This is a genomic window from Halovibrio sp. HP20-59, from assembly GCF_033052795.2.
Lineage (GTDB): Bacteria > Pseudomonadota > Gammaproteobacteria > Pseudomonadales > Halomonadaceae > Vreelandella.
In genome coordinates, this window is sequence record NZ_JAWJUW020000010.1 from 1 (window position 1) to 26544 (window position 26544).

General features: G+C 55.8%; 22 protein-coding genes. 10 read left to right on the top strand and 12 right to left on the bottom strand.

Annotated elements, in window-relative coordinates; translation table 11 throughout:
• Positions 1-295 precede the first annotated feature (295 nt).
• From kdpF to RZA33_RS12215, 6 genes are read left to right on the top strand one after another with little or no spacing between them, the layout of a single operon-like run.
• Positions 296-376: a K(+)-transporting ATPase subunit F gene (gene kdpF / locus RZA33_RS19920; RefSeq protein WP_081742537.1), complete on the top strand. Its 81-nt coding sequence runs from the start codon at positions 296-298 to the stop codon at positions 374-376.
• 9 nt (positions 377-385) lie between these two features.
• Entirely contained in the window at positions 386-2077 is a 1692-nt protein-coding gene (gene kdpA, locus RZA33_RS12195) for a potassium-transporting ATPase subunit KdpA (protein WP_317507992.1), read from the top strand.
• A 10-nt stretch (positions 2078-2087) separates the two neighbouring features.
• The gene (gene kdpB, locus RZA33_RS12200) at positions 2088-4124 is read left to right on the top strand and encodes a potassium-transporting ATPase subunit KdpB (protein WP_317507993.1); all 2037 of its coding nucleotides are present in this window, start codon (positions 2088-2090) and stop codon (positions 4122-4124) included.
• A gap of 10 nt (positions 4125-4134) precedes the next feature.
• Entirely contained in the window at positions 4135-4800 is a 666-nt protein-coding gene (gene kdpC / locus RZA33_RS12205; protein ID WP_317507994.1) for a potassium-transporting ATPase subunit KdpC, read from the top strand.
• A gap of 4 nt (positions 4801-4804) precedes the next feature.
• The gene (locus RZA33_RS12210; RefSeq protein ID WP_317507995.1) at positions 4805-7489 is read left to right on the top strand and encodes a sensor histidine kinase KdpD; all 2685 of its coding nucleotides are present in this window, start codon (positions 4805-4807) and stop codon (positions 7487-7489) included.
• Entirely contained in the window at positions 7479-8204 is a 726-nt protein-coding gene (locus RZA33_RS12215) for a response regulator transcription factor (RefSeq protein ID WP_317507996.1), read from the top strand. The genes RZA33_RS12210 and RZA33_RS12215 overlap by 11 nt, the downstream gene beginning before the upstream one ends.
• Positions 8205-8237: 33 nt before the next feature.
• On the opposite strand, the gene RZA33_RS12220 is transcribed toward RZA33_RS12215, so the two are convergent.
• The 3 genes from RZA33_RS12220 to RZA33_RS12230 form a co-directional block, all read right to left on the bottom strand.
• Positions 8238-9725 carry a TrkH family potassium uptake protein gene (locus RZA33_RS12220; protein ID WP_317507997.1) on the bottom strand — a complete coding sequence of 496 codons (1488 nt, stop codon included), beginning with the start codon at positions 9723-9725 and terminating at the stop codon, positions 8238-8240.
• Positions 9726-9909: 184 nt separating this feature from the next.
• A complete protein-coding gene (locus RZA33_RS12225) occupies positions 9910-11280 on the bottom strand; it encodes a TrkH family potassium uptake protein (RefSeq protein ID WP_317507998.1) in 1371 nt (456 codons plus the stop codon).
• A complete protein-coding gene (locus RZA33_RS12230; RefSeq protein WP_317507999.1) occupies positions 11277-11930 on the bottom strand; it encodes a TrkA family potassium uptake protein in 654 nt (217 codons plus the stop codon). Before RZA33_RS12230 ends, RZA33_RS12225 begins: the two co-directional genes overlap by 4 nt.
• Positions 11931-12225: 295 nt before the next feature.
• Between RZA33_RS12230 and zwf the strand changes: the two genes are divergently transcribed.
• The 4 genes from zwf to RZA33_RS12250 all read left to right on the top strand — a co-directional run bounded on the left by zwf (position 12226) and on the right by RZA33_RS12250 (position 16945).
• Complete coding sequence (gene zwf / locus RZA33_RS12235) at positions 12226-13731, top strand: glucose-6-phosphate dehydrogenase (protein ID WP_317508000.1); 1506 nt, start codon at positions 12226-12228, stop codon at positions 13729-13731.
• A gap of 1 nt (position 13732) precedes the next feature.
• Positions 13733-14398 (top strand): 6-phosphogluconolactonase, encoded by a 666-nt coding sequence (pgl, locus tag RZA33_RS12240; protein ID WP_317508001.1) that lies wholly within the window; start codon positions 13733-13735, stop codon positions 14396-14398.
• A 51-nt stretch (positions 14399-14449) separates the two neighbouring features.
• Positions 14450-15112 carry a bifunctional 4-hydroxy-2-oxoglutarate aldolase/2-dehydro-3-deoxy-phosphogluconate aldolase gene (locus RZA33_RS12245; RefSeq protein ID WP_317508002.1) on the top strand — a complete coding sequence of 221 codons (663 nt, stop codon included), beginning with the start codon at positions 14450-14452 and terminating at the stop codon, positions 15110-15112.
• Between the two features lie 237 nt (positions 15113-15349).
• Positions 15350-16945 (top strand): solute:sodium symporter family transporter, encoded by a 1596-nt coding sequence (locus RZA33_RS12250; protein WP_317508003.1) that lies wholly within the window; start codon positions 15350-15352, stop codon positions 16943-16945.
• Positions 16946-17037: 92 nt separating this feature from the next.
• Here the strand turns inward: RZA33_RS12250 and RZA33_RS12255 are convergent, their stop codons facing one another.
• The 9 genes from RZA33_RS12255 to edd all read right to left on the bottom strand — a co-directional run bounded on the left by RZA33_RS12255 (position 17038) and on the right by edd (position 26436).
• Positions 17038-17934, bottom strand: a complete 897-nt coding sequence (locus tag RZA33_RS12255; RefSeq protein ID WP_317508004.1) for an SMP-30/gluconolactonase/LRE family protein — start codon at positions 17932-17934, stop codon at positions 17038-17040.
• 15 nt (positions 17935-17949) lie between these two features.
• Positions 17950-18555, bottom strand: coding sequence for a 2-dehydro-3-deoxy-6-phosphogalactonate aldolase (locus RZA33_RS12260; protein ID WP_317508005.1), 606 nt, complete (start codon positions 18553-18555; stop codon positions 17950-17952).
• A 30-nt stretch (positions 18556-18585) separates the two neighbouring features.
• On the bottom strand, positions 18586-19587 hold the full coding sequence (locus RZA33_RS12265) for a 2-dehydro-3-deoxygalactonokinase (protein WP_322976211.1): 1002 nt from the start codon (positions 19585-19587) through the stop codon (positions 18586-18588).
• A gap of 3 nt (positions 19588-19590) precedes the next feature.
• Positions 19591-20739 carry a galactonate dehydratase gene (gene dgoD / locus RZA33_RS12270; protein ID WP_027957639.1) on the bottom strand — a complete coding sequence of 383 codons (1149 nt, stop codon included), beginning with the start codon at positions 20737-20739 and terminating at the stop codon, positions 19591-19593.
• Between the two features lie 43 nt (positions 20740-20782).
• Entirely contained in the window at positions 20783-21502 is a 720-nt protein-coding gene (locus tag RZA33_RS12275) for a FadR/GntR family transcriptional regulator (protein WP_317508007.1), read from the bottom strand.
• 181 nt (positions 21503-21683) lie between these two features.
• A complete protein-coding gene (locus tag RZA33_RS12280) occupies positions 21684-22631 on the bottom strand; it encodes a carbohydrate kinase (protein ID WP_317508008.1) in 948 nt (315 codons plus the stop codon).
• A 58-nt stretch (positions 22632-22689) separates the two neighbouring features.
• Positions 22690-23559: an aldo/keto reductase gene (locus RZA33_RS12285; RefSeq protein WP_317508009.1), complete on the bottom strand. Its 870-nt coding sequence runs from the start codon at positions 23557-23559 to the stop codon at positions 22690-22692.
• A 22-nt stretch (positions 23560-23581) separates the two neighbouring features.
• The gene (gene glk / locus RZA33_RS12290; protein ID WP_317508010.1) at positions 23582-24547 is read right to left on the bottom strand and encodes a glucokinase; all 966 of its coding nucleotides are present in this window, start codon (positions 24545-24547) and stop codon (positions 23582-23584) included.
• Complete coding sequence (edd, locus tag RZA33_RS12295) at positions 24547-26436, bottom strand: phosphogluconate dehydratase (RefSeq protein ID WP_317508011.1); 1890 nt, start codon at positions 26434-26436, stop codon at positions 24547-24549. The genes glk and edd overlap by 1 nt, the downstream gene beginning before the upstream one ends.
• Positions 26437-26544 lie beyond the last annotated feature (108 nt).

The following is a 26544-nucleotide window of genomic DNA, read 5'->3' on the forward strand; positions in this document are numbered from 1 at the left end:
TCAACGACAGTGATGTCGTTTTCCTCGCGGGCGAGGTGTTCAGCCAGTGTGCCGCCGACCTGGCCGGCGCCGAGAATAATAATCTTCATTAGTCGTTAGGTCACTCCGGCGAGATGTTAATGCAGATACTCACCTACCTAAGGGGGAGCTGTCGAGGGTAGGGAGCTTCAGATCTACTTTTAGCTGACGAAAAGGGCTTTTTTTACGTCTTTTTGACGGTTAACGCCATAAACGCCATCGAATTTTTACGCCTGCAATCTCTAAGCTCAAGGTGCCAATCAAAGGAGGCACTTCCATGAATATTGCATTGCTAATCATCGCGACCGGCACGGCGGCGTATTTGTTTTACGCACTCATCTGCCCCGAGCGTTTTTAGGAGATCACCATGACCGATATGATCGCGATTTATGCCCTCGTGGCGCTGCTTAGCGTACCACTGGGTATCTATATTGCCCATGCGCTTAGCGCCCAGCCGAACCGTCTGGACACGCTTTTTGGTATGATTGAAAAGCCTATCTACCGGTTGGCAGGCGTTAACAGTCAACATGCCATGACGTGGCAAGTGTACGCGTTAGCCATCCTTAAGCTGCATGTGGGCTTGATACTGCTGGCCTGGCTCGTGTTTATGTGTCAGGGACTGCTGCCACTCAACCCGGACGGCATACCCGGCATGCCATGGGACACGGCGCTGCATACAGCGGTGTCCTTTGCTACCAACACCAACCAGCAGCACTACTCTGGCCAGGCGCAGCTTTCGCATTTAAGCCAAACCTTCGCCATTGTCACGCTGCAGTTCTTAACCCCCGCCACGGGGCTTGCAGTGTTGGTCGCCATTGCCCGCACTTTGTTAGTCGCTAAACCTGCCAAGGTGTTAAACGGCGTTGGCAACTACTACCACGACCTTACCCGCACCGTGGTGCGCGTTATGTTGCCACTGGCAGCGGTAGTCGCACTGTTGCTCACATGGCAGGGCGTACCGGCCAGCTATCAGGCCGCCCACCAGGTAGAGATGCTGGATCCCCAGGTGGAAGAAGTGCAGTCGATTCCCTTAGGCCCAGTGGCGTCCATGGTGGCGATCAAGCAGTTGGGTACCAACGGGGGTGGCTGGTACGGGCCCAACTCAAGCGTGCCGCTTGAGAACCCCACGCCGCTGGCGAATGTTATCGAAACGGCGTCACTGACGCTTATTCCCATAGCGCTGCTTATCGCGATCGCCCTGATCAGCGGACGGCGTCGGCTAATGGTCGGCATTGGCGCCGTGATGATCGTGTTTTCACTGGTCTCTACCTCGGTGGTGATCTCTTCGGAACGCATGCCCAATGCTGCCCTTGCCGAGCTTTCTCAGCCGGGGGCCAATCTGGAAGGTAAAGAGCTGCGTTTTGGCACTGACCTTTCCGCCCTGTGGGGCAGTTGGACAACGCAAACCTCCAACGGCTCAGTCAACGCCATGCACGATAGCTTCAATCCCATGGGCGGCATGATGCTGCTGATGGATATGTTCGTGAACGTGACGTTTGGTGGCGTGGGCGTTGGGCTGATTGGTTTCTTCCTCTACCTGATGTTGGCGGCCTTTGTTGGCTCACTGATGGTAGGTAGGTCGCCCGAGCTTTTTGGCAAACCGTTAGAAACCCGCGAAATGCGCTGGATTTCGCTGGCGATTCTGGCTCAGCCGCTGGTCATCTTAGGGTTGAGCGCGCTGACCGTGGCGATGCCAAGTGCAGCCGCCAATTCAAACCCGGGGTTTCACGGTTTATCCCAAGTGCTTTACGAATTTACCTCCGCGTTTGCCAATAACGGTTCTGGTTTTGAAGGGCTGGGCGATGACACAACCTGGTGGAATATTGCCTGCGTGGTCGCCCTGTTGATTGGCCGCTTCTTACCCATGCTAGTGCCATTAGCGGTAGCCGGTTGGTTGGCCGCTAAGCGCACGGCACCGGCGGGGCGCGGCACCCTGCCCATGGATAGCCCCGCCTTTATGGGCTTAACCGCAGGGGTGATTGTGATCGTCAACCTGCTTGGCTTCTTACCGGCGTTAGTGCTTGGCCCGATTGCAGAATCCGTCGTGCAAGGCTTCTAGGAGAAAAGAGATGTCACATACAGAGCTTGCTAAACAGCCGCGTCGTTCGCTGCCCATTGGCCAGGTGGTCACCGGTGCGGTGAAAGGTCTCGCGCCCCATCTGCTGGCGCGCAACCCGGTCATGGCGGTCGTCGCCATTGGTACAGTGGTGTGTTTCGGGCTAACGCCCATTGCCTTCTCACAGGGCGAGAACGGCGGCTTTGCGCTCACCATTGCGCTACTGCTGCTCGCCACCGTGCTGTTTGCCACGGGAGCTGAGTCACTGGCGGAGTCCCGGGGCAAGGCCCACGCCGGGGCACTGCGCAAAACCAAAGGGGAACTCAAGGCAGCTAAGCTAAACGCTGACGGTACCACCAGCGCCGTGACCGCCGACTCACTGCGCAAAGGCGACCGAGTCAAAGTGGTCGCGGGTGAGCTGATTCCGGCAGATGGCGATATTGTCGAGGGTGCCGCGTCTATCAACGAGTCGGCGGTGACCGGCGAATCTGCGCCAGTATTGCGTGAAGCGGGTACCGATAACAGCGGCGTCAGTGCGGGCACAAAAGTGCTCTCGGATCAGCTGATTATTGAAGTCAGCGCCAACCCCGGTGAGTCCTTGCTGGATCGCATGATTGCCTTGGTAGAGGGCGCCAGCCGTCAGAAAACCCCTTCCGAGCTGGCGCTTTCGGTGCTACTGGCGATGCTCACCCTGGTGTTCCTGATCGTGGTGGTGACGCTGGTGCCCATGGCCGCTTTCGTAGGAGTAGAAACCTCGACGGTCATGCTGGTAGCGCTACTGGTGTGCTTGATTCCCACCACCATTGGCGGTCTTTTACCCGCCATTGGCATTGCCGGTATGGAGCGCGCCATGCGCGCCAACCTGGTTGCCAAGTCAGGCAAGGCAGTAGAGATCGCCGGCAGCATCGACACGCTGTTGCTGGATAAAACCGGCACGATTACCTTGGGCGACCGCCGCGCGACAGAGTTCGCCCCCTGTCAGCAGGTGCCACGCAGCAAGGTCCGCGACAGCGCATTTCTGACCTCCCTGGAAGACCCCACGCCGGAAGGCCGCTCGATTGTGGCGCTCGCCACCGAGCAGGGGGTTGATGTGCAGCTTAGCGAAGAAGCGGATGGCGCTAGCTTTGAAGCCTTCAGTGCTGAAACCCGGCTTTCAGGGGTTGATCTAACCAGTGGTAGAAAACTGCGTAAGGGGGCGCCCAATGCGATTGCCGAGTGGGTAAAGGCCCAGGGCGGTGATATCCCCAGCGACTACAACCAGGTCATTGAGCGTATATCCCGGGATGGTGCCACCCCCATTGCGGTGGCAGAAGATAAGCAGATCCTGGGGGTAGTCGCGCTGTCTGACGTGATCAAGAGTGGCATCGCAGAGAAGTTTGCCGAGCTGCGCGCCATGGGCATCAAAACGGTGATGATCACGGGCGACAACCCGATTACCGCCTCGGCAATTGCTGCCACGGCCGGGGTCGACGACTACATCGCCGAAGCCACGCCTGAGCGTAAGCTGGCGCTAATTCGCGAAGAGCAGGCCAGTGGCCGTCTGGTGGCCATGGTGGGTGACGGTACCAATGACGCCCCAGCGCTGGCCCAGGCCGACCTTGGCCTTGCCATGAATTCCGGCACCCAAGCCGCCCGCGAAGCGGCCAATATGGTCGATCTGGACTCCGACCCCGGCAAGCTCATCAGCGCGGTGGAAATTGGTAAGCAACTGCTGGTGACACGAGGCGCACTGACCACGTTCTCTTTGGCGAACGATGTCGCTAAGTACTTCGTGATTTTACCGGCACTTTTTGCGGCGAGTTTCCCGGCGCTGGGCGTGCTGGATGTAATGAACCTGCATTCACCCATTACGGCGGTGCTGGCAGCCGTGCTGTTCAATGCGCTGATTATCCCTGCATTGATTCCCTTTGCGCTGCGTGGCGTGTCCGTAAAGGCCGCTTCGGCGACGGTACTATTGCGCCGCAATCTACTGATCTACGGTCTTGGTGGTCTGCTACTACCGTTCCCTGCCATCAAGCTGTTCGACATGCTGATTGCGCTGTTTATCTAGGAGAAGCGTCATGAATATAGGTATTAAAGATCCCACGGCGATTAATGACGAAGCGCAGCAGGCACCAACGTTTGAGGCAAAAGCCACTTGGGGCAATGCGCTGCGCTTTATGATGGTGATGGCCGTTCTGCTTGGGCTGGTGTACCCCTTAGTGACGACAACGGTCGGTGGCTGGTTGTTTCCTGAGCAGGCGCAAGGCAGCTTGGTTCGCGACGCCGATGGTCGGGTAGTGGGTTCAAGCCTGGTGTCGCAAACCTTTGTCAGCGATGAATACTTTATCGGTCGCCCGTCAGCGGCGGGTAATGATGCGGGCGGGGTTTCGGGCTCTAATCTGGCACCTAGTAATGAAGCACTGCGTGAGCGTGCCCAGGCCGATGCCCAGGCGATTGCCCAGCGGGAAGGCGTCAGCGTCGATCAAATCCCGGTTGATCTGATCACCGCGTCGGGCTCTGGGGTTGACCCGCATATCTCGTTACCAGCCGCTGAATTACAGGTCGCAAGGGTAGCGCAGGCGCGCGAAATCGACGAAGCTAGCGTCACTGAGCTGATCGACCAAGCGCTTGAAAACACGGGCTGGCTGGGGTCGCCAGTGGTCAACGTTTTGCGATTGAATGTGAGTTTGGATGAGCGTTTTCCCGTCGCCACCACCACGTCGTCCGTTACCCCTGTGGAGTAGCTAAATGTATTCAGCGGATCAGCGACCCGATCCCAATGCATTGCTAAAAGCCGCGCGCCGAGAGGCGCGCGGCTGTTTGCGTGTATTTTTGGGAGCCGCCCCCGGCGTAGGTAAAACTTACACCATGCTACGCACGGCCCGGGAGCGGGCAGAAGAGGGCGATGATATCGTGATTGGCGTGGTGGAGTCCCACGGGCGCGCCGACACCGAAGCTCTCTGTGAGGGGCTGTCACGTATTCCACTAGCCCCTTTACAGCACCATGGCCGAACGTTTTATGAATTCGATATCGATGCGGCCCTAGAGCGGAAGCCCACCATTCTGCTGGTAGACGAGTTGGCCCATCGCAATATCCCCGGCAGCCGACATCCACGGCGTTATCAGGATATCGAGGAGTTGCTGGATGCGGGGATCGATGTCTGGACAACGGTGAACGTCCAGCATTTGGAAAGCCTCAACGACGATGTGGCCCGGATTACCGGCATTCGCATGCGCGAAACCGTTCCCGATGCTCTACTAGAGCGCGCCCGGGATGTATCGCTGGTGGACTTAACCCCTGAGGAGCTGCTCGAACGTTTAAGGCGCGGCAAGGTGTATATCCCCGAGCAGGCACGCGCTGCCATGGAGGGCTACTTTAATGAGTCGAACCTCAATGCGTTGCGTGAGCTGGCGATTCAAACCATGGCCGAGCGGGTGGATGCCGATGTAAAAGTGGCCATGGATGCCAGCGGTAGGGCGGGCCCTTGGCCGGTAAGGCCGCACCTGCTGGTGGTCGTCAACGGTAGTGAAGACGATGTGTCCCTTGTGCGCGCAGCCCATCGAATGGCCGAGAGGCGCCTGGCCGTATGGCGGGCGGTCTATGTCGATAAAGGGGTCGACTCGCCCGAGCAGCAGCTAGCGGTTGAGAAGATATTTAGTCTGGTAACCCGGCTGGGAGGCGACCCACTTCGTTTGCAAGGGCATAGCCAGTTAGGCGAAGTGCTCAACTACGCCCGCTCGATTAATGCCACCACGATAATGGTGGGACGCGACGCGAAACGCCGCTGGTGGCCCTGGTCGCGGCCGCTTGCCCAGCGCTTGATCGCGCATGCCGCCGCTTTTGATATCGTGGTTGTTGCTCAGGGTGGCGTGAAGCAAGGTATGCGTAAGTGGCAGCCTGGCTGGAAAATGCGTCCACCCAAACTACTCACCACCGGCTTAGCGGTGATGGTCTCCCTGGGAATAGCCTTCCTGCTAGAACCCTGGCTGGAGCTTGCCAATCTGTCATTGGTGTTTTTAGCTGCTGTACTGTTCAGCGCTGTATGGGCTGGCACCTCTATGGCCATGTTCAGTGCCGTGGCGGGTTTTTTGGTATTCAACTTCTTTTTTACTGAGCCGCGTTTAACCTTTGCCATGGTCGAGCGAGGGCAGCTGCTGACCGTCGTGTTCTTCTTTTTGGTGGCACTCGTGGTAGGGCAGCTGGCGGGGCGTGGGCGTCAGCGCCTGATTGCCCTGCGGGCCAGCCGCGACCAGACCCAGCTTCTGCTGCGCTACGCCGAGCAGCTCTCCACCGCCACCGACAGCGCGAGTGCGGCAAAAGTGGGTGTCGATACGCTGGTGCAGTGTTTTGAAGTTCCCGTTATCTTTATTGAAACGGCGGAAAGCGCTAGTGAGGTTCAAGTGGTCTACGCGCTACCGGATTCCGAGCGTTTGGACATGACCGCCAAGCAGGCAGCGGTATGGAGCTGGCAGCACCAAAAACCTAGCGGTCAGGGCACACAAACGTTGAGCCAGCAGGCGTGGCGCTTACTTCCGCTGGCGGTGCAGGGCGAAAAAGTGGGGATGCTGGCACTCAAACTGTCGGCAAGCCCAACGGCGCTCAACCATGAGCGTGAGTCGCTAATTGACACCCTGGTACGCCAACTCAGTATGGCGCTTGAGCGCACACGTTTGGTGGCTGAATTGAATACAACGCGTGTGTCCGAGGAGAACGAGCGGCTGCGCTCCGCGTTACTCTCGTCGGTTTCTCATGACTTGCGCACGCCGCTGTCATCTATCATTGGCGCCACCAGCTCACTGATTGAGCTAAAACCACAGCTTAGTGAAGACGATCAGCGCGAATTGCTGGACGGTATCTTATCCGAGAGCGAGCGGCTCAACCGCTATATTCAAAATCTGCTTGATATGACGCGGCTGGGGCATGGCACGCTGAAAATAGAGCGTGACTGGGTGTCATTTGACGATGTCATCAATTCAGCCCTGAAGCGCTTGGGACAATCGCTAAAACACGTTGTGGTGCGTAAATCCTGGCCCGCTACGCTGCCGCTGTTGTACGTTCATCCCGCGTTGGTGGAACAGGCGCTGGTTAACGTGCTGGATAACGCCCAGCGCTTTTCGCCACCGGGCGGCGAGCTGCTGATCAAGGCCCAGCTTAATGAAGGTGAGCCAGCCACATTGGTAATCACCATTGAAGACCAAGGGCCGGGGATTTCCGCCGAGCTGCGCGAGCAGGTATTTGATATGTTCTACAGCGGTGGCGACGGAGACCGCAGTGCCCATGGCAGTGGCCTTGGTTTGGCTATTTGCCGTGGCATGATTGGCGCCCACGGTGGCACCATCAACGCTGACACCGGTGAAAGCGGACGGGGCACCGCGATTATTATTACGCTGCCACTGTTGGGCGCAGATATTAGGAGTGTTGATGAAGAGTGAAAGCAGTGGGCGCATTCTGATTGTTGATGACGAACAGCAAATACGTCGTTTTCTGCGTATTAGCCTAGCCTCCCAAGGCTACGGTGTGCTGGAGGCAGAGAACGGTGAACAGGCCTTGGCGGCGGTTTATACCCAAGCGCCCGACGTGGTGCTACTTGATTTGGGCCTACCCGATATGGATGGCCACGAGGTGCTACAGGGTATCCGGGAGCACAGCGCCGTGCCGGTAATTGTCGTGTCTGTGCGGGATCGAGAAGAGGAGAAAGTACTGTCGCTGGATAACGGCGCCAATGATTACGTTACCAAACCTTTTGGCATCCAGGAACTGCTTGCCCGCATCAGGGCTGTACAGCGTCAGGCGCAGCAAGCGAGGGGAGAGGTGGCCGCTAGCTACTATATTAGCCAGGGGCTGGTGATCGATCTTGAGTTAAGGCAGATTTCTCTGAAACAAGAACCGGTGCATTTAACCCGCAAAGAGTTCGCCGTGCTTGCCCGTCTTTGCCGTTATGCCGGGCGCGTTGTCACCCAGATGCAGTTGCTTAAAGAAGTATGGGGGCCGACCCACGTTGACGACACCCATTACCTCAGAATTGTGGTCAGCCGTCTGCGCCAAAAGCTAGGCGATGACCCCCAAACACCCGTGCTACTTCAAACAGAAGCAGGGGTCGGGTATCGGCTGTTGGTAGAGCCAGCGCAGCGCCCTGCAACTTCTTAGGTACCTGAAAAAAACAATAGTGATCTAAACACATTAGCGGCGCCAGAACATCGGCGTCATTAGCACAACCACCGTCAAAATTTCCAGGCGGCCCATCAACATACCGATACACAGTAGCCACTTCGCCGCATCCGGTAACGTTGTAAAGTTGCCGGATGGGCCAATTATATCGCCAAGACCGGGACCTACGTTTGCCACCGCAGTGGCTGCACCAGAAAGCGCGGTAACTATATCCAGCCCAAGTGCAGAAAGGCTCAGTGCCAGTGCTGCAATGGTAATAAAGAAGAAGAACGAAAAGGCCATTACGCTTCTGGAGATATCGCTGGTTACTGGCTGGTGATTGTAGCGGGTAGTGAATACGCCATTGGCATGAATAAGATAGCGCAGCTGGTTGCGTAGCATCAGCATGGCAATTTGAAATCGGAAAATTTTCATTCCACCACTGGTAGAGCCGCTACAGCCGCCCACAAAAGTGAGGTAGAAAAAAGCAGTCACCGGTAACGCGCCCCATAGTGTGTAGTCGTCGGAGGCGTATCCCGTGGTGGTCACCACTGAAATTACGTTGAAAGTAACGTGGGTAAGGGAAACAAACCAATCATCGCCTTGTAGTACTCGCCAACTGCTAAGCACCACAATCGCCGATAGTAGCAGTTTTAAAAGTCCGAGGACCTGCTGGTCTTTCCACAGTGCACTGCGTGATGTGCGTATAAAGCGTATATATAAAACAAACGGCAACGCCCCGCTCAGCATAAAAAAACTGCCCATCCATAGTAGCCAGGGCTGTTCGGCGTAAGCCCCAAAGGAGGCATCCGAGTTGGCAAAACCACCGGTCGCCAGGGACGTCATGCCGTGAACAACGGCATCAAGGGGTAGCATGCCACCCGCCTTGTAGCTCGCCATGGCCGCAAGTGTCAGGGCCGCATAAATACTCAGCGTCGCTTTGGCAATACCGCCGGTACGTGGCATTACCTTATCCGACCAATCGGAAGACTCGGTATGAAATAGCCGCATACCGCCTACTTTCAGAAACGGCAGAATGGCAATGCCCATAACAATGATGCCGATGCCCCCCATCCACTGCATTAAGCCGCGCCATAGCTTCAATCCGTCGGATAAATTTTCAATCCCCACCATCACCGTCGAACCGGTGGTGGTAATGGCGGAGACAGATTCAAAGACAGCGTTAGTGATGCTGAGCTGGGGGGCGCCTAAAATCAGCGGTAGGCTCGCAAAGCCAGTAATGCTTGCCCAACTGGCGGCTGTGAGCACAAACATTTGCCAGGGCTTTAGCTCCAGTGACACTTTGCGGGTGAGTAGCCAAGTGACCAGAGTCGCACCAAGTACAATCAGAATAGACATGCCAAAAGCCGGGGCCTCTGGGTCATTCTCTACCAGTAATACGATCCAGGGGATCGCCATAAACAGGGTAAGTACTAGCCATAGTACCGCCATGATTTTAAAAATTTGCGCCCAGTTACGGTAAGTATCTCGGTAGTAACGCCTGTTGGAAAAAATGGTCATATTCCGCTCTTAAATTACCCTAGTGTTAAGCGTGGTATCTCACCATGGGAGCTGTTAAAAGTCTGTAAAATTCTTCTAAAAATCACTCTGTCCTCGAAAAGGACAAAAGACATTTTCAGATGCCAAGCTATATGTTGACCCCGTGCGTCAACCCAAGCGAAAGGGGAGAAAAGCTCAGGGAGGCTCACCCGACAGGAAACTCCGTCGTCGCATACTTGACATGCGATTTATGGCGCACTGTCAGTGTGTAACCCAGCGTGAGTGGGCCGAGACGACCAATGAGCATGACGGCCATAATAATCAGCTGACCAGGGGTGCCCAGTTCAGACGTTGTGCCACGCGATAAACCGACAGTGCCAAAGGCAGAAACAGCTTCGAAAGCAATATTCAAGAAATCATCTTTTACAAAAAGGGTGAGCATGAAAACGGCTATAAAAATGGCCGCCATGCCGATGGTTGCCGTTGTGAGCGCTTTGAGAAGCGTTTCTCTACTTAACGAGCGGCCAAAAAAATTCACATTCAAATTGCCTTGCAGAAAAGACTTTGTGGCCGTGATTAAAATGAAAAAAGTGGAAATTTTAATCCCGCTAGCGGTGGAGTTAGGTGCCCCGCCTATAAACATGAGTAACAGCATTAAAACACTGCTGGCAGCTGTCAGGGCACCAATGTCGAGGGTGTTGAAACCGGCTGTCCTCGGTGTAGTCCCCTGGAACCAGGCGGCTAAAAGCTTGCTCCAGAAACCTTCCAGCATGCCAAGCGTGTTGGGGTTGCCGAATTCTAAAAGCAGAAACGCAGCGGTAGCGAACAGATTGAGAATCAAGGTCGTCGTTAAAATGATTTTTACGTATACCGAAAGTCGCGACCAGGCGCGTTTTTGTAATAACTCCATGCTAACGATATAGCCCAAACCACCGGTAATAAAGAGGGCAGTGACAGTGAGGGTGATACCGGGATGAGACACATAGGCCGATAGACTGTCGGGGGATAGAGCAAAACCGGCATTATTGAAGGCGGAAATGGTATAAAAGAGCGCATTAAAAAAACCGTCACCCCAGCCGAGTTCGGGAATAAAAAAGTAGCCAAGCACAATGATACCAATAGCTTCGCAGGTGAGTGCAAACAGGGCAATGGAGCTTCCTGCCTTTCCCGTCGTTTGAAGGGAAATTTCATTGAAGGCTTCCTGCGCCACCAGCTGCTGCTTAAGGCCTAGCTTGAACCCCAGTGCCAGAGCCGTCAAAACAGCAAAGGTCATTAACCCCAGCCCACCTAATTGAATCAGGCATAAAATAACCACTTGGCCAAAAAGCGTAAACTGGCTACCTGTATCAACAACCACTAGGCCGGTCACCGTCACGGCAGAGGTGGCGGTAAATGCGGCTTCCATCCAGGAAATGGGGGCAACGGTGGAAAAAGGCAGTTTTAGTAGGCATGCGCCAGTGAAAATAAGTATAAGAAAAGATTGCAGTAGTAGCCAAGGCGGCTTAATGCTGCGTTTACGTTTGGAGCCAATGGGAAATGGTCTATGGGGAGTTTTGTCCTTCAGGCTTGCTTTCATAAATTTTGCACAAGTTTTTTTAATTCATCAAGCCAGCCACCCAGTACCAAGCGATCACCACTGCGAATTTCCCATGTGGCAATAGGGTGGGAATGGACTTCTTCACCTCTTTTAACCACCAATGCTTCTACGCGAACATTGTCAATGATCTCTTCAATGGATTTACCTACCAAATCGTCTGTGGTGTGAAATTCTACGACAAAATAGTCGCCTCCAAGACTAAGGTAGTCATGCACCATTGGATAATTCAATTCCTGAGCGATGCGCACACCCATCTCATATTCAGGTGCAATGATACGTGTCGAGCCGAGTCTCTCAAGAATTCTGCGGTGCTGATTTGTCAATGCCTTTGTCCATACCTTTGGCACCCCTAATTCTTGAAGCTGAAGGGTTGCTAGCATTGCGGCCTCAACGTTTCGTCCTATCGCTACGATAGCTGCATCATAGTTTCCTACGTTTAATTCTATCAGTGCGTTCTCATTCGTCACGTCGGCGATAACGGCGTGAGTGATCTCTTCAGCTAGACGATTGACACGTTCCTCATCGACATCAATGCCCAACACGTCGTGCCCAAGCTGCGTTAGTTCACGGGCAATAGTGGCACCGAAAATACCCAGTCCAATGACGATAATTTGCTGTTTTTCAACCATAAAAAGCCCAGGCTCCAGCGCTTTGAGTCGTATTCGTTGAGACAAATCAGTTTAATCATTGAGCTACCTAAATTAAATCTTAATTTTATTTTTTTTCATAATGATGGTGTCCGGTATTGGTTGACCACTACAACAGAGCAAGGGGATTGAACAGGCACGAAGTGGTAAGGTGACGGTGACGCTGCCCTTATATTTTGTAGTAAAATTACACGAATTATTGCGTACAATACCCGTATTACGGTAAATTTTAGGTAATCTAACTACATTAGATGCCTAATTATAAACAGGAGCGACGATGAGCCAGTCCACTGCTTCCCAAGGTGCACCGCTGGGCGATCCCAATAACGCTATTGATCTAGCGCTTTTCGGGGCGCTGGGTGATCTTGCCATGCGCAAGCTCTTTCCTGCCTTATACCATCTTGACCGTGAAGGCTTGATGCCTGAAAGCACGCGCATTATGGGGCTGGCTCGTCAAGAGTACGATGTGGCTGCCTTCAGGCAAATGGTGAATGATGCGCTGCAAAAGCGGCTGAAAAGCGGCGAGCAGGACAAGCAGAGCCTGGAACGTTTCCTCGCTCGTTTGGATTACCGGCAACTCGACTTTTCCAGTGTTGAAGGCTACGACGCCATTCGCCAGTGGCGCAAGGGGGCATCCCGCCCGATGGTGGTGTATCTTTCCGTCGGCGCGCGTATTTATGGCGATATCTGCCGCCATCTTCAGGCCAGCAAAAGCCTCGACGATGAAACCCGCGTGGTTGTTGAAAAACCCATCGGCTCTGATCTGCACTCGTCGATTGAAATTAATGACGCCATTGGTGACGTTTTTCCTGAGTCGCGAATCTACCGCATCGACCATTACCTGGGCAAAGAAACCGTACAGAACCTGATAGCGCTGCGCTTTGCCAACCCGCTGTTTGGCACCCAGTGGAACCAGAACAACATCTCCCATGTGGAGATTACCGTTGCTGAAAAAGTGGGTATCGAAGGGCGTTGGGGGTATTTCGATGAGGCTGGCCAACTGCGTGACATGGTGCAGAATCACCTGCTGCAGCTGCTCTGCCTGATAGCCATGGATCCGCCCTCTAACCTGGATGCCGATGCCATCCGTGACGAGAAGGTGAAAGTGCTCAAAGCGCTCAAGCCGTTTGTGGGCGAAGCACTGGGTCGTGATGTGGTGCGTGGTCAATACATTGCGGGCACCAGCGATGGCCAGTCGGTGCCGGGTTACCTGGAAGAAGAGGGCGCCAACACCCAGAGCCAGACTGAAACCTTTGTCGCGATGAAAACCGAAGTGGCTAACTGGCGCTGGGCAGGCGTGCCCTTCTATTTGCGCACCGGCAAACGCATGCCGGAGAAGCTCTCGCAGATCGTCATTCACTTTCGCCAGCAGCCGCACTATATCTTCGACCCGGATCAGCGTGACATCGCCTCGAATAAGCTGATTATCCGCTTGCAGCCGGAAGAGGGTATCGCTTTGCAAGTATTGACCAAAGATAGCGGTTTGGATAAAGGCATGCGCCTGCGCCCCGGTCCGCTGCATTTGGACTTCAACAGCGCCTTCCCGAAATCGCGCATTCCCGATGCTTACGAACGCCTGCTGCTCGAAGTCATGAAGGGCCAGCAGTACCTGTTTGTGCGTCGCGATGAAATTGAACACGCCTGGCGCTGGTGCGACCAACTCATTGATGGCTGGAAAAAACGCGATACGCCGCCGCGTCGTTATCCCGCAGGCTCCTGGGGGCCGGTCGCTTCTATTGCCATGATTACTCAGGATGGTCGCAGCTGGTACGAGGATTATTGATATGAGCCAAGTACGCCAACAGTTGGCCGAGCAGCTTGCCGAAGCTGTGTTTCAGGGGCTGAAAGAAGACTTAAATCACCAGGAGCGCGTTCTGCTAGTGGTTTCCGGTGGCTCTACACCAGTGCCTTTTTTTAAGGCGCTGGCGGGCAAATCGCTGCCCTGGGAGCGCGTGGACGTAACACTTGCCGATGAACGCTGGGTGGACGAGCAGAGCAGCGATAGCAACGCTAAGCTGGTGCGTGAGCATCTGATACAGGGTGAGGCAGTGGTGGCAAATTTTATACCGTTAACTTGCAGCGCGGCTACACCTGAAGAGGGCGTTGATGAAGTGGTCAAGCAAGCGGAAACGCTAGCGTGGCCCGCTAGCGTTGTGATTCTAGGCATGGGCGGTGATGGTCATACGGCGTCCCTGTTCCCCGACAGCCCTGAATTGACCCTGGCACTTGCCACGGAGGAGCTGTTAGTGGCGGTTAGAACGCCCAGTCAGCCGCAGCCCCGGATTACCTTTTCAGCTGACCGCCTGCATCAGGCGCGGCGGCATATTTTGCATATTACTGGCGATGATAAACGCGCCGTATTGGCCAAGGCATTGAACGGCGACGATGTACGTAAGCTGCCTATTCGTGCTTTTCTCACCTGCCCATTGGCCATTTACTGGGCGCCCTAAGTCCTTATTACCCAATGTCAGGCCAATAATAATTCGCTTGGAGACTCACTAATGACTATCGACAAACAGTTACCTTCTACACGCACCGCAGAACTCGACAGCATCTGCTCGAAAGCCGAAGTGATTCCGGTCATCACGATTGAGCGTTTGGAAGATGCCGTTCCACTAGGACGAGCACTGGTGGAAGGCGGTTTAACCGTGTTGGAAATTACCCTGCGTACCGACTGCGCGCTAGACGCTGTAAAGCGCATGCGCGAAGCGCTTCCCGGCGCCAGTATTGGCGTGGGCACGGTGCTGACGCCCGCCCAGTACCGCCAAGCCGAACAAGTAGGCGCTGACTTTGTGGTGACGCCAGGTGCAACGGAGGCCCTCTATCGCTACGGCGTAGAAAGCCCGGTACCGATGCTGCCGGGAGTTTCGACCATTTCGGAGTTGATGACCGGCTGGCAGTATGGCTACCGTCGCTTTAAGTTCTTTCCGGCGGAATCCAGCGGCGGCGCCAAAGCGATCAAAGCGTTTGGCGCGCCAATTCCTGAAGCACGCTTTTGCCCTACAGGCGGTATCACCGTCGACAACGCCGATGACTATCTATCGCTGCCCAATGTAATGTGTGTGGGTGGCTCTTGGTTAACACCCAAAGCGATGGTAGAAGCTGAAGATTGGGATGGTATCCGTGAGCTGGCCCGTCAGTCGGCGGAGCGTTTTCATCACTAAACAGGCTTTAATGCCGAGCTAATACAAGCCCCAGTTCATTGTTTTATAAAACATAGCTGGGGCTTTTTTATAGCGTTACCGCAGCCTTTCAGCGCGATAAATCTAAATATAAGACCAAAGGCGTATAACGGGCTATATTCAGCTCAACTAAAATGGCGGCACGATTTGTCTGACATTTCGCTCTACGCGCATACAGTAACGTGCGTGCCACTTATAATGATCATGAGGTGAGTCAAAATGCACGCGTTGACCCTGGCGTCCTTCCTGTTTTTTACAGGTCTTGTCGCCTTTATCACTTGGCGAATCACCCGCCGAGATGACCACTCAAGCACCAGCGGCTACTTTCTAGCAGGGCGTACGCTTACCTTCCCGCTGATTGCCGGCTCTCTGCTGATGACCAACCTCTCTACCGAGCAAATGGTGGGGTTGAACGGGGCTGCTTTTGCTGATGGTTTAAGTGTGATGGCCTGGGAAGTGGTGGCGGTTATCGCCCTAGTGGCGTTGGCGCTATTCTTCCTGCCGCGGTTTTTGAAAAGTGGCATTGCCACGCTGCCGCAGCTTCTCGAAATTCGTTTCGATAAAACGACTCAGCTAATCACCAATATCATCTTCTTGATTGCTTACGCGGTGATTCTGCTGCCGATCATTCTCTATTCAGGTGCCATCGGCCTACAGGGAATGCTCGATCTACAGGGATTAACCGGCATTGAGTCGTCCACGACGCTGCTTTGGCTGACGGTGTGGATCGTCGGTATTATCGGTTCCGTGTATGCCCTGTTTGGTGGCCTGCGCACGGTTGCCGTTTCCGACACGCTCAACGGCGTCGGGCTGTTAATCGGCGGTTTCGTGATCGTCTATTTCGGCCTGCAGGCCGTGAGTGGCGGCACGGGTATTATGGAAGGCTGGAGCATCCTTAAAGAGGCTGATCCGGATAAGCTTAATTCGATTGGCGGTGCTGAACAGCAGGTGCCGTTCTTTACCCTGTTTACCGGCGTTTTCCTGATTAACCTGTTCTACTGGAGCACCAACCAGCAGATTATTCAGCGTACCTTTGCAGCCAAAAACCTCGCCGAAGGTCAGAAGGGCGTGCTGCTGACCGGTCTCTTCAAGCTGCTGGGGCCGCTGTACCTAGTGCTGCCCGGCATCATTGCTTATCACCTTTATGCCGACCAAGGCGTGCGTGCCGATGAAGCCTATGGTCATTTGGTCTTTAATGTACTGCCGCCCTATCTCACCGGTTTTTTCGCTGCCGTTATGGTCGGTGCGATCCTGTCGTCGTTTAACTCCGCGCTTAACAGTACCACCACGATCTTCAGCCTGGGCATCTATAAAGGGGTGCTGAACAAAGAGGCGACGGAAGAGCAGGTGGTTAAATCGGGTAAGGTGTTTGGCTGGATCATGGCCATCATTACCATGATTATTGCGCCACTGCTGGCAGGTCAGGAGAGCCTGTTTGGTTACCTGCAGAAGATGAACGCGATTTACTTTATTCCGATTCTTGCCGTAGTGCTGGTCGGGCTGCTAACCAAACGTGTTCCCCCTATGGCGGCCAAAATCGCCCTGGTGGGCGGCTGCTTGTTGATTGCCGCCGGTTACTTTGTGCCACCGTTTACGCTGCTGCCGCAGATCATGCACGAGTTCCACTTCGTGGCGCTGGTGTTTGTGCTGTTGGTCGTCGTGATGCTGATCATCGGCAAGCTTCGCCCGCGTGAAACCGATTGGATTCAGCAGCACAGCGGCGATGTGGATCTAACACCCTGGAAAGGCGCAGTACCCGCCGGTATCGTCCTGGTCGTGTTAGTGATTGTTATGTATATCAGCTTCGCTGGCTGATCGCCCACCTTGTAGGTAAAAAGGTGAAGCCGTAACAGAAAAGCCCCGCTAGCATTCACTAGCGGGGCTTTTTGCCGTGGGGTGTCGGAGAGTTATGCCAAGCGCAGCGGCAGTTCGGCCAATCCTTTTATACCGGTTTCGACCACATAGAGCGAGCCTGCGGTGGGCTCTTGGGCCAGCTGCTCAGCACTGAATCCCTCTTGCGCCGTGGTGATATACAGCGTTTTTAGATCAGGGCCGGCAAAAACCGGGCACGAAGGTTGGCTGACCGGTAGCTCAACGTGGCCAATTATTTCGCCGTTAGGGTTCAAGCGTACGACCTGCCCAGCCCCCCACAGCGCTAGCCATAGGCAGCCCTCGCTATCCATCACCGCACCATCCGGATTACCTTGGCTGGAGAAAAAATCCGCCCAAGGCTGCGGCTCGCCTTGCGGCCAGCCCTCGTTATCCAGCGTCCAGCGCATCACCACACCCGTCACCGTATCGGTAAACCACGCGAACTCGCCGTTTTCAGAGAAACAGATGGCATTGGGGATTGTCAGGCCAGAGCGCAGCCGCGAGAGCTCGCCGCGATGCAGGCGGTAAAGGCTTCCCGCGTTTCTTTCAGCGCTTTTACCCATGCTGGAGAGCCACAGGCTGCCGTGGCGGTCAATGCGTGCATCATTGCTACGGGTGATGGGGTTATCGGCCTCGAAATCACACAGTTTTTCGATATTGCCGCTGCTTGGGTCGAAGCGGCTTAAGCGGTCCTCGCCGACTAATAGCAGGCCGCCATCGTCAACGGGCGCTGCCAGCGACACCCTATGATCAAGCTGATAATGGCCGCTTTCCCCGCTGGCGGGGGATAGCCAGTGCAGCTGTTTTTCAAGAATGTCGCACCAGTAAAGGCGCTGATTTTTGGCGTCCCATTGAGGGCCTTCGCCCAGGGAGCAACGGCAATCGACCGCTAACTCGGCCTGCCATGTTGAAACACTCATATCTGTTTGCATTTTTGTTGGTTCTCCTTATTGTTCTCCTGCTAACCAGGCATCGACAAGGGCTTGGGCCTGTTTCCCCACCTGAGAAGCGCTTTGGCCAGGTTTGTATAACGCGCTGCCCAGGCCTGCACCATCGACACCCGCTGCGCGCCATTCGGCGAAGTTATCGACCCCAACGCCGCCAACAGCATACAACAGTGTGCCCGCTGGTAGCACTGAGCGTACCGCTTTCATACCTTCTAATCCTACCTGTACCGCGGGGAAGAGTTTAAGCCCGGTGGCGCCTGCATCCAGCGCATCGAAGGCTTCAGAAGGGGTCACAATGCCCGGCCAGCTCGCCATGCCGAGCTTATGTGTTTCTTCGATCACCGCTGGCCGACAGTTGGGCGAAACGATTAAGCGCCCACCAACAGCGTGAACGTCACGCACCTGAGCCGGAGTGAGCACCGTGCCTGCTCCAATGACCGCCCGCTCGCCAAATGCTGCTACTAATCGGCGAATGCTCTCCAGCGGGTTGGGTGAGTTAAGCGGTACTTCAATCTGGGTGATCCCCGCGGCTAGCACCGCTTCCGCGATATCCACGACTTCATCAGGCGTTACACCGCGTAAAATACCAATCAGTGGCAGTGACATAGCAAATCTCCCCATAAATAGTTAGTGGCGTTAGGCCTTGAGCGCACGGTGGGCAAGGCATAGACCTGCCAGCACGGCTGAGTCGCCATCCACATGTTGTGTCTGATAGCCGATTGCATTGAGGGCCAACGTATAGCGCTGACTAAGCGCCTGGTTGCCAATCAGCATGATGGGCTTATCGGTGGGGCATTCACGGCAGGCACCAGCAAGCTCAAGGCCAATGGCGAGTCCCGAGAGCCTGGCCGCAAGAACGGCCCCACGCGTGTCGCCAGCCGGTAGCTGGCCATCGAGTAAATCTTGTGCGCGCAGGCCGAACAGGCGGCTACTAAAGGTTTCGGGCGCTGCATTAATCTCACTGACGGCCGCAATAAAAGCCTCACAGCACGCCGAATCGCTAATGTCGTTACTTGCCGCTGAAGGCGATGAAACGGAATGCTTCAACACCGACTGGATGGCGAGCAGTTGGTAAAGCTCGCCGGTCAGGTAGGTCGAAAACCGGCTCACCGCGCCCGCGTCTAGGGTCGCCCATTTGGCGTGGGTGCCGGGCAGGCAGGCGAGGCCAGAAAAATCTGGCGAATCAGCGACCAGCCCAGCTAGTTGGGTCTCTTCACCGCGCATCACATCAAAGTGAGTCGCGGTACTCCGCGTTTGGCTTAAACCAGGCAGCAGGTAAACACGTAGCTGATTACCTTTAATCGTCGGCGTCACAGCGCCTTGGCTTAGCTGGTTAAGCCGCGCTGGCACCGGCAGATAGGCGGCTTCCAGCCAGCCCTGACGAGCGCCCGCCATACCGCATACCATCACCTCAGTCGTACCGGTGGCGGGTAGCCAATCGTCCACCAGTCGCAGCAGCTCGGCTTCGTACTCGTCGGCCTTTAGCGACAGCATGCCCTTGTCGCTACTGGCTTGGGCAATCACTTGGTCGTGTTGATCCAGCCCCCAGGCGCGCAGATTGCTGGAGCCCCAGTCAACGGCAATCCAGGTTAGTTGACCTGCAATGTCAGTGGTTTCACTCATCTCGGTTGATCCCATGGCTTACCACTCCGCAATAGAGCCATCTTCGTGCGTCCAGACCGGGTTACGCCAGCGGTGGCCCACCTTGGCACGCTCCTCAACGAATTCTTCGTTGATCTCGACACCAAGCCCTGGGCCTTGGGGAATGGCGCAGAAACCGTCTTCAATGGCGAGGGCGGATTTATCCACTAAGTAGTCGAGGACGTCGTTGCCCTGGTTGTAATGAATGCCCATGCTCTGCTCTTGGATAAAGGCATTGTGGCTGACTGCATCCAGCTGTAAAGAGGCGGCCAGGGTTAACGGGCCGAGCGGGCAGTGGGGCGCTAAGGCGACGTCATAAGCGGAGGCCAGGGCGGCGATTTTGAGACCTTCGCTAATGCCACCGCAGTGGGAAATATCCGGCTGGATAATGTCGATCATGCCGTCGGCCAGCAGGTCACGGAACTGAAAACGGGTGTGTAGCCGCTCGCCAGTTGCTAATGGGTAGCCCAAACCACCAGCGATATCCTTCAAGCAGGGCAGATGTTCGGGGGCAACCGGTTCTTCCACAAACATGGGGTGAAAGGGTTCTAACTCGCGTAGCAGCGCTTTGGCCATGGGGCGGTGCACTCGGCCATGGAAGTCGATACCGATGCCGACATCTGGCCCAACGGCGTTGCGGGCTTCTGCTACCCGGGCGACGGCTTCATCGACCTTGCGGTGGGAGTCGACGATTTGCATCTCGGGGGTGCCGTTCATTTTGAAGGCTGTGAAGCCTTTTTCGACCAGCGCTTTAGCACCCGCGCCCACATCGCTTGGGCGATCGCCCCCGGTCCAGGCATACATGCGCATTTTGTCGCGCACGGCACCGCCTAACAGCTGATGAACGGGCACACCCAAATCGCGACCTTTTAGATCCCACAGCGCCTGATCAATGCCGGCAATTGCGCTCATCAGAATAGGGCCACCACGATAAAAACCGGCGCGGTACATGATGTTCCAGAGATGTTCGATACGGTGGGGGTCTTGGCCGATCAGGTAGTCGGAAAGCTCGTGCACGGCGGCTTCAACGGTTGCCGCGCGGCCTTCAATCACTGGTTCACCCCAGCCGTAGCAGCCTTCGTCAGTCTCTATTTTTAGGAACAGCCAGCGCGGGGGAACTTGCCAGGTCTTGAGTTTGGTAATTTTCATGTGCGGTTATCCTTCTGAATAGGAAGTATTCATTGCGTCATTGTCAGCTGACGATGCCAAGGTCGATGGCCGTGCGACGCAGCACCTCTCTCGCGGCGATTTCTGCGGAGCTGGTATCGCGGTTGCGGATAGCTTCAAGCACCTGGCGGTGGCGCGTGAGACTGTCGTCCAAGGTGTCCGTGCGGTGTTGCGAGCGGTGTATCAGTGCCATGATCGAAGGGCGAAGTAGATGGCCCATTTGCCGCCAGACCAAATTGTGGCTGGCCCGATAAGTAGCGTCATGGAAAGCAACGTCGTACTCGGCGTGCTCAGCACGTGCTTCAACACTGCCTGCGCTGCTTTCCATGCCTGCAAAGGCACTTTCCAGACGTTCTATGTCTTCAGCCTGGGCTGCCTGGGCCGCGAGCCCTGCGACCACCGGTTCAGCGGAAAAACGAAAGGCGTAAATGGCCCTTACCAACTGCGGGTCAAGGTTGACCAAACCGGTCATCCATTCGCTCATGAGTGGGTCGAGTAGATGCCAATCGCCCATCTCGCGAACCAGCGTTCCGCGGCCCGCTGTGCGATCTAATAGCCCTGCGGCCGTGAGGCTGGTGAGTGCGTTACGCACTTGGTTACGGCTAACGGCAAAGTGTTTGCTGATATCCAGCTCGCGGGGAAAAACATCGCCTGGCTGCCAATGGCCTGCCAGCAGGGCCTGGGCGAGTAAACGCGCTAACTGTTCAGCGCCACCCGGATGGGGCGGTAGAGCGTCGAGCGTCATCGGTCATCTCTTGTTTTTTATTGGATGAGTCCTAGTCTATTAAATGTCTGACATTTCCACAAGCAGACTGCTTTAGACATAAGTCCGGTTTAGCCGGACGCTTAGTCGAACATAATGCAGGCATAAAAAAGCGCGCCTGTGCCAGGCGCGCCATTGGTTAAAGGATGATAGCTCTACTTATTTAGCCAATATCCGCTCGCGTTGGCAGCGCAGCATAAGCGCCTGGCCGAGTAACGGCATGGGCGCCACAGCGGCAGGCGGTATCCACCGCACGGTGGAGAAAATCGGCATCGTTCTGCCAGTTTTCATTGATGCCGTGGGCCGAGAGCTCAGCGAGCAGCCCGCCAATAAAAGCGTCCCCTCCAGCGGTAGTATCCACCGCTGCCACTTTGGGTGGCGCAATGCGCTGGTCGATGCCGACGCCTTTGATGACGACATCGTTGGGGCCATCAGTTATCAAAATAACTTTTACCCCTGCCGCCAGCCGCTCTGAAAGCCACGATTCTGCAGGATGATCGGCGCGTAGGTAGTCGAGCTCTTCCAAGGAGAGCTTGAGCAGCTCAGCGACGTCTAGCAGCTGTGTGACTAAGCTTACATCGGCTTCGCCGCCGGGCCACAAGTTGTGGCGAAGGTTGGCATCTACACTAACGAGACAGCCTGCGCGCTTGGCCATGGTGGCCATCGCCAGGGTAACGTCGGCGATCTCTGGGTCGGTTAGGCTGTTACTGCACAAGTGCACAATGGCAGGGCTCTCGAAGACGCCATGGGGTAAATGCTCAAGGCGATAAAGCAGGTCAGCGGCGGGCGGGCGATAGAAATCAAAGGTGCGTTCGCCCACGTCATCCCGGGAAACAAACGCCAGCGCCGTGCGGGCTTCTTGGGTAAAGACCATGCCGCTGGTGTCGACACCGTGGCTGTTGAGTTCACGCACCAAAAAATGCCCGAACGTATCGTCGCCCACCATGCCTAAAAATTGGCTAGGAACGCCCAGGCGGGCACAGGCGACTGCCACATTGGCGGGAGCACCACCGGCGTAGGGCGTAAAGGTTTCCTGGGCATCTGTCGCCGCCCCTAAACGGCTGGAGAGCATATCGACCAGGGCTTCCCCAAACGCGATAACTGGCGTCATCAGTGGCTCCTTGTTGTGATTGTGATTGGCGTCATTATTGGTTGGTAATATCCAGGTTTTATGCTACGCAGTGGCCGCGCGCCGCTTCCAGTAGCTCATACCAGGCTTCCCGGGGTAGCGTGGCAGGGCCCTTGAGCATGTCGTTGATTCGCTCAGGCTTAACGCTGCCAATCACCGGCACTGGCGAGTTAGGAAGGCTACGCAGCCATGCCAGCGCTAAAGCGCTGGGGGAGCTATCAAGCTCTGCCGCCCACTTCGCCAAACATTCGCCAACGGCGCCTTGCATCAGTTGCCCGCCTGCCAGGGGCGACCACGCCATGGGCGCGTGGCCATCGGCACATAGATCATCAAAGCTGCCGTCAAACAGCGGTGCGGTGTGGGCAATCGAGAGCTCGATCTGGTTGGCTGATAAGCGGTGGTGCATGGCGCTTTGCAAGCGACGCCACTGGCTGGGTAGGTGGTTAGAAACCCCCGCCGCGCCAATTTTGCCTGCTTCAATGGCGTCATCCAGGGCGCGGCCGGTCGCTTCTGCGTTCATCAGCAGATCGGGGCGGTGAATCAGGAAATGATCAAGGCGTTCGACATTCAAGCGCGCAAGTGAGGCATCAATGGCGCTATTAAGGTAAGCAGGGCTGGCGTTGTAGTGCTTTACCTTACCCGAACCGGGGGCAGGGTTGTCGTTAGCGATGCTCGCTTTGGTGACGACATTGATCCGCTGAGCCAAGGTAGGGCTTGCCCGCAGGGCGTCGCCAAAAAGCGCTTCCCCTTGGCCGCTGCCGTAAATATCCGCGTGATCAAACCAGTGAAGGCCTTCTTCCAGGCGTACTTCGATCCAATCGGCGAGTTGCTCTGGGTCGTGCATCGCGCGTGTTTCGTGCAAACGCATCATGCCGAGCACAAACGGCACATTAAAGGTGGCAGCGGGCATAGCAGATTCCGTATTGATGTTGTTAGAAAACCTCTTCGTTATGCAGCGCTTCGGCGGCACCCAGCAGGCCGGGCCAAGGGGCGGTGACGACCCACACGGGGATGTCCGTGTTGTAGGCACCCATGCGGCCTTTATTGGCAAAGGCGGTGCATAGTTCGCTTCTTGGCAGCCAATCCAGCAGGCGGGGAAGAATGCCGCCGCATAGATAAACACCGCCCCTTGCGCCCATGGTCAGGGTGGTATCGCCACACACATCGCCAAGTATTTTTAGAAAGCGTAGCAGGGCAGTAGTGGCGAGGCTATCGCCTTCATTAGCTGCTGTGGTCACCTCCGCTGGGCTGGTAAAGCGTGGCTCCATTCCCTCAAGGGTGCAGTAGGCTTGATAAAGCTCCAATAAACCCTGACCGCACAAGATGCGCTCTACGCTTACCCGTTTGTGGCGCTGCAGAAATACATCCAGCAGTGCCCGCTCGGTAGCGTCTGTCGGGGCAAAGGTGACGTGGCCGCCTTCGGTAGGCAGTGGGATCCAGGCGTGCTGGCCGGGGAATACCCCGGCCACGCCTAACCCGGTACCGGGACCGATGACTAGGCGTGTTGCATGCCTCTGGGTGTTGCCGGGCTGGATTTCTACCAGATCCTCGGCTGCCACATGAGGAATGCCTAACGCCTGTGCGGTGAAGTCATTAATGATTTTAAACAGCGAAAGATTCAGCGCTTGCTGAACGTCGCTTTTCATAAAGTCCCAATGGTTGTTAGTCATTTTTACCCGCTCGGCATGGACCGGGCAGGCAAAGGCTAAACAGGCTTCTTTAGGGGCGTTGTCACCCGTGGCACCCACTTGGTTTAAATAGTCTTGCACTGCCTCGGTGACGCCAGCGTAGTCGGCGCAGGGCAAGTTCAAAATATCGCGTGGGATAATTTCACCGGGGGAAACCAGTGCTAAGCGTGCATTGGTTCCCCCGATATCGCCGATTAATGCCGGTCGCATTAGGCATCCTCTTCTGAGATTTGCCCCTGCTGACGAGCAATGTCATCGGCTTCAAAACCACCAAATACGCCGGCACCTTCTTCACCGCGCATGGCTAAATGGCGGAAACCGCCAAACAGCTCGCGACCTAAGCCGACGTGGTAGTGATCCAGCTCGCCGATCTGTAGTTCGCGTTTGGCCCAGGTAATGGGATCGACCTTGGCTTCAAGCGTGCCTGCGTTAGCATCTAAACGCACAACGTCACCATCGCGCAGTTTAGCCAGTGGGCCGCCATCCAGCGCTTCGGGGCTCATATGAATAGAGGCAGGCACTTTGCCCGATGCGCCGGACATCCGCCCATCGGTCACCAACGCCACTTTGAAGCCACGATCCTGCAGGACACCTAGGAAGGGCGTTAACTTGTGCAGTTCCGGCATGCCGTTGGCTTTGGGGCCTTGGAAGCGTACGACCACGATCACATCGCGGTCCAAAGCGCCGGATTCAAAAGCGGCTTTCATTTCGTTTTGGTCTTCAAAGATTTTGATCGGCGCTTCGACGATGCGATGCTCTTCGGCTACCGCGGATACCTTGATGACACCGCGCCCCAGGTTGCCTTTCATTACCGTCAGGCCGCCGGTTGGTGCGAAGGGCGTGGCGACGGGGCTTAGCACGGCTTCGTCGAGGCTTTTCTCGGGCCCTTCGTGCCAAACTATTTTGCCATCTTCCAAGAACGGCTCTTGAGTATAGGCGGTTAAGTCGGTGCCGAACACGGTAGGGATATCGCCGTGGATCAAGCCCGCGCCCAGCAGTTCGCGGAACAGGTAACTCATGCCGCCCGCTGCTTGGAAGTGGTTAATATCTGCCTGGCCGTTGGGGTAAACCCGCATCAGGCTGGGCGTGACCGCGGAAAGGTCGGTGAAGTCGTCCCAGTTGAGGGTAATGCCCGAGGCAGCCGCCATGGCGATTAGGTGAAGCGTGTGGTTAGTTGAGCCACCGGAGGCCAGTAGGCCCACCACGGCGTTCACAATGGCACGCTCGTCAATTTGCTTGTAGAACGGGCGGTAGTCGCCGCCGGGTTCGGTGTTGCGAATCGCCTGCTCGGTGGCGTAGCGAGTCAGCGCTTCACGCATCTCGGTACCGGGGTTAACAAAAGAGGTGCCGGGCAGGTGTAGACCCATCATCTCCATCATTAGCTGGTTGGAGTTGGCGGTGCCGTAAAAGGTGCAGGTGCCGGGGCTGTGGTAAGAGTCAGACTCGGCCTCCAGCAGCTCAGCGCGGCCGACCTTGCCTTCCGCGTAGAGTTGGCGAATGCGGGCTTTTTCTTTATTAGGCAGGCCGCTTGGCATAGGGCCTGCGGGTACGAACATTGCTGGCAAGTGGCCAAAGCGCGCGGCAGCGATGAAGAGCCCTGGCACAATCTTATCGCAGACGCCTAAATACAGCGCGGCGTCGAACATATTGTGTGAGAGGCCCACAGCCGCTGCCATGGCAATTACATCACGGGAGAACAGTGAGAGTTCCATACCCGGCTGCCCCTGGGTGACGCCGTCGCACATGGCTGGAACGCCGCCAGCAAACTGGGCGGTTGAACCCATGTCCCGGGCCGCCGCTTTGATGGTTTCCGGGAAGGTTTCTAGCGGCTGGTGCGCCGAGAGCATATCGTTGTAAGACGAAATAATGCCCAGATTGGCGCTATTCATCAGCTTCAGTTCGCCCTTATCACGCGGGTTGCAGGCAGCAAAGCCGTGGGCCAGATTGCCGCAGCTTAGCTCAGAACGGTGCACACCACGTTTATGCTGATCCGACATGCGCCGCTCGTAGAGGGCACGACGCTCAGCAGAGCGCTCACGAATGCGCTGAGTCACCTCAGCAACGGTGGAGTTTAATGTAGCAGGTGTTGAGCTCGGCATAGGGACCTCTGCGTGATAGAGACGGTGTGAGAGACTTGTAGTTATTTTACATTTTTTAGGGTCGATATAAGAGACTTTACGGTAATAAAAACCATCTTTGTAGTTTTA

Bases quoted from the DNA above. Each gene is read 5' to 3' on its own strand.
- RZA33_RS12285 (WP_317508009.1), bottom strand. From the start codon at position 23,559: ATGCCCGCTGCCACCTTTAATGTGCCGTTTGTGCTCGGCATGATGCGT.
- RZA33_RS12250 (WP_317508003.1), top strand. From the start codon at position 15,350: ATGCACGCGTTGACCCTGGCGTCCTTCCTGTTTTTTACAGGTCTTGTC.
- kdpC (WP_317507994.1), top strand. From the start codon at position 4,135: ATGAATATAGGTATTAAAGATCCCACGGCGATTAATGACGAAGCGCAG.
- edd (WP_317508011.1), bottom strand. From the start codon at position 26,436: ATGCCGAGCTCAACACCTGCTACATTAAACTCCACCGTTGCTGAGGTG.
- RZA33_RS12265 (WP_322976211.1), bottom strand. From the start codon at position 19,587: ATGGGATCAACCGAGATGAGTGAAACCACTGACATTGCAGGTCAACTA.
- kdpA (WP_317507992.1), top strand. From the start codon at position 386: ATGACCGATATGATCGCGATTTATGCCCTCGTGGCGCTGCTTAGCGTA.
- RZA33_RS12245 (WP_317508002.1), top strand. From the start codon at position 14,450: ATGACTATCGACAAACAGTTACCTTCTACACGCACCGCAGAACTCGAC.
- RZA33_RS12260 (WP_317508005.1), bottom strand. From the start codon at position 18,555: ATGTCACTGCCACTGATTGGTATTTTACGCGGTGTAACGCCTGATGAA.
- RZA33_RS12255 (WP_317508004.1), bottom strand. From the start codon at position 17,934: ATGCAAACAGATATGAGTGTTTCAACATGGCAGGCCGAGTTAGCGGTC.
- kdpB (WP_317507993.1), top strand. From the start codon at position 2,088: ATGTCACATACAGAGCTTGCTAAACAGCCGCGTCGTTCGCTGCCCATT.
- RZA33_RS12225 (WP_317507998.1), bottom strand. From the start codon at position 11,280: ATGAAAGCAAGCCTGAAGGACAAAACTCCCCATAGACCATTTCCCATT.
- RZA33_RS12275 (WP_317508007.1), bottom strand. From the start codon at position 21,502: ATGACGCTCGACGCTCTACCGCCCCATCCGGGTGGCGCTGAACAGTTA.
- glk (WP_317508010.1), bottom strand. From the start codon at position 24,547: ATGCGACCGGCATTAATCGGCGATATCGGGGGAACCAATGCACGCTTA.
- RZA33_RS12220 (WP_317507997.1), bottom strand. From the start codon at position 9,725: ATGACCATTTTTTCCAACAGGCGTTACTACCGAGATACTTACCGTAAC.
- dgoD (WP_027957639.1), bottom strand. From the start codon at position 20,739: ATGAAAATTACCAAACTCAAGACCTGGCAAGTTCCCCCGCGCTGGCTG.
- RZA33_RS12280 (WP_317508008.1), bottom strand. From the start codon at position 22,631: ATGACGCCAGTTATCGCGTTTGGGGAAGCCCTGGTCGATATGCTCTCC.
- zwf (WP_317508000.1), top strand. From the start codon at position 12,226: ATGAGCCAGTCCACTGCTTCCCAAGGTGCACCGCTGGGCGATCCCAAT.
- RZA33_RS12210 (WP_317507995.1), top strand. From the start codon at position 4,805: ATGTATTCAGCGGATCAGCGACCCGATCCCAATGCATTGCTAAAAGCC.
- pgl (WP_317508001.1), top strand. From the start codon at position 13,733: ATGAGCCAAGTACGCCAACAGTTGGCCGAGCAGCTTGCCGAAGCTGTG.
- kdpF (WP_081742537.1), top strand. From the start codon at position 296: ATGAATATTGCATTGCTAATCATCGCGACCGGCACGGCGGCGTATTTG.
- RZA33_RS12215 (WP_317507996.1), top strand. From the start codon at position 7,479: ATGAAGAGTGAAAGCAGTGGGCGCATTCTGATTGTTGATGACGAACAG.
- RZA33_RS12230 (WP_317507999.1), bottom strand. From the start codon at position 11,930: ATGGTTGAAAAACAGCAAATTATCGTCATTGGACTGGGTATTTTCGGT.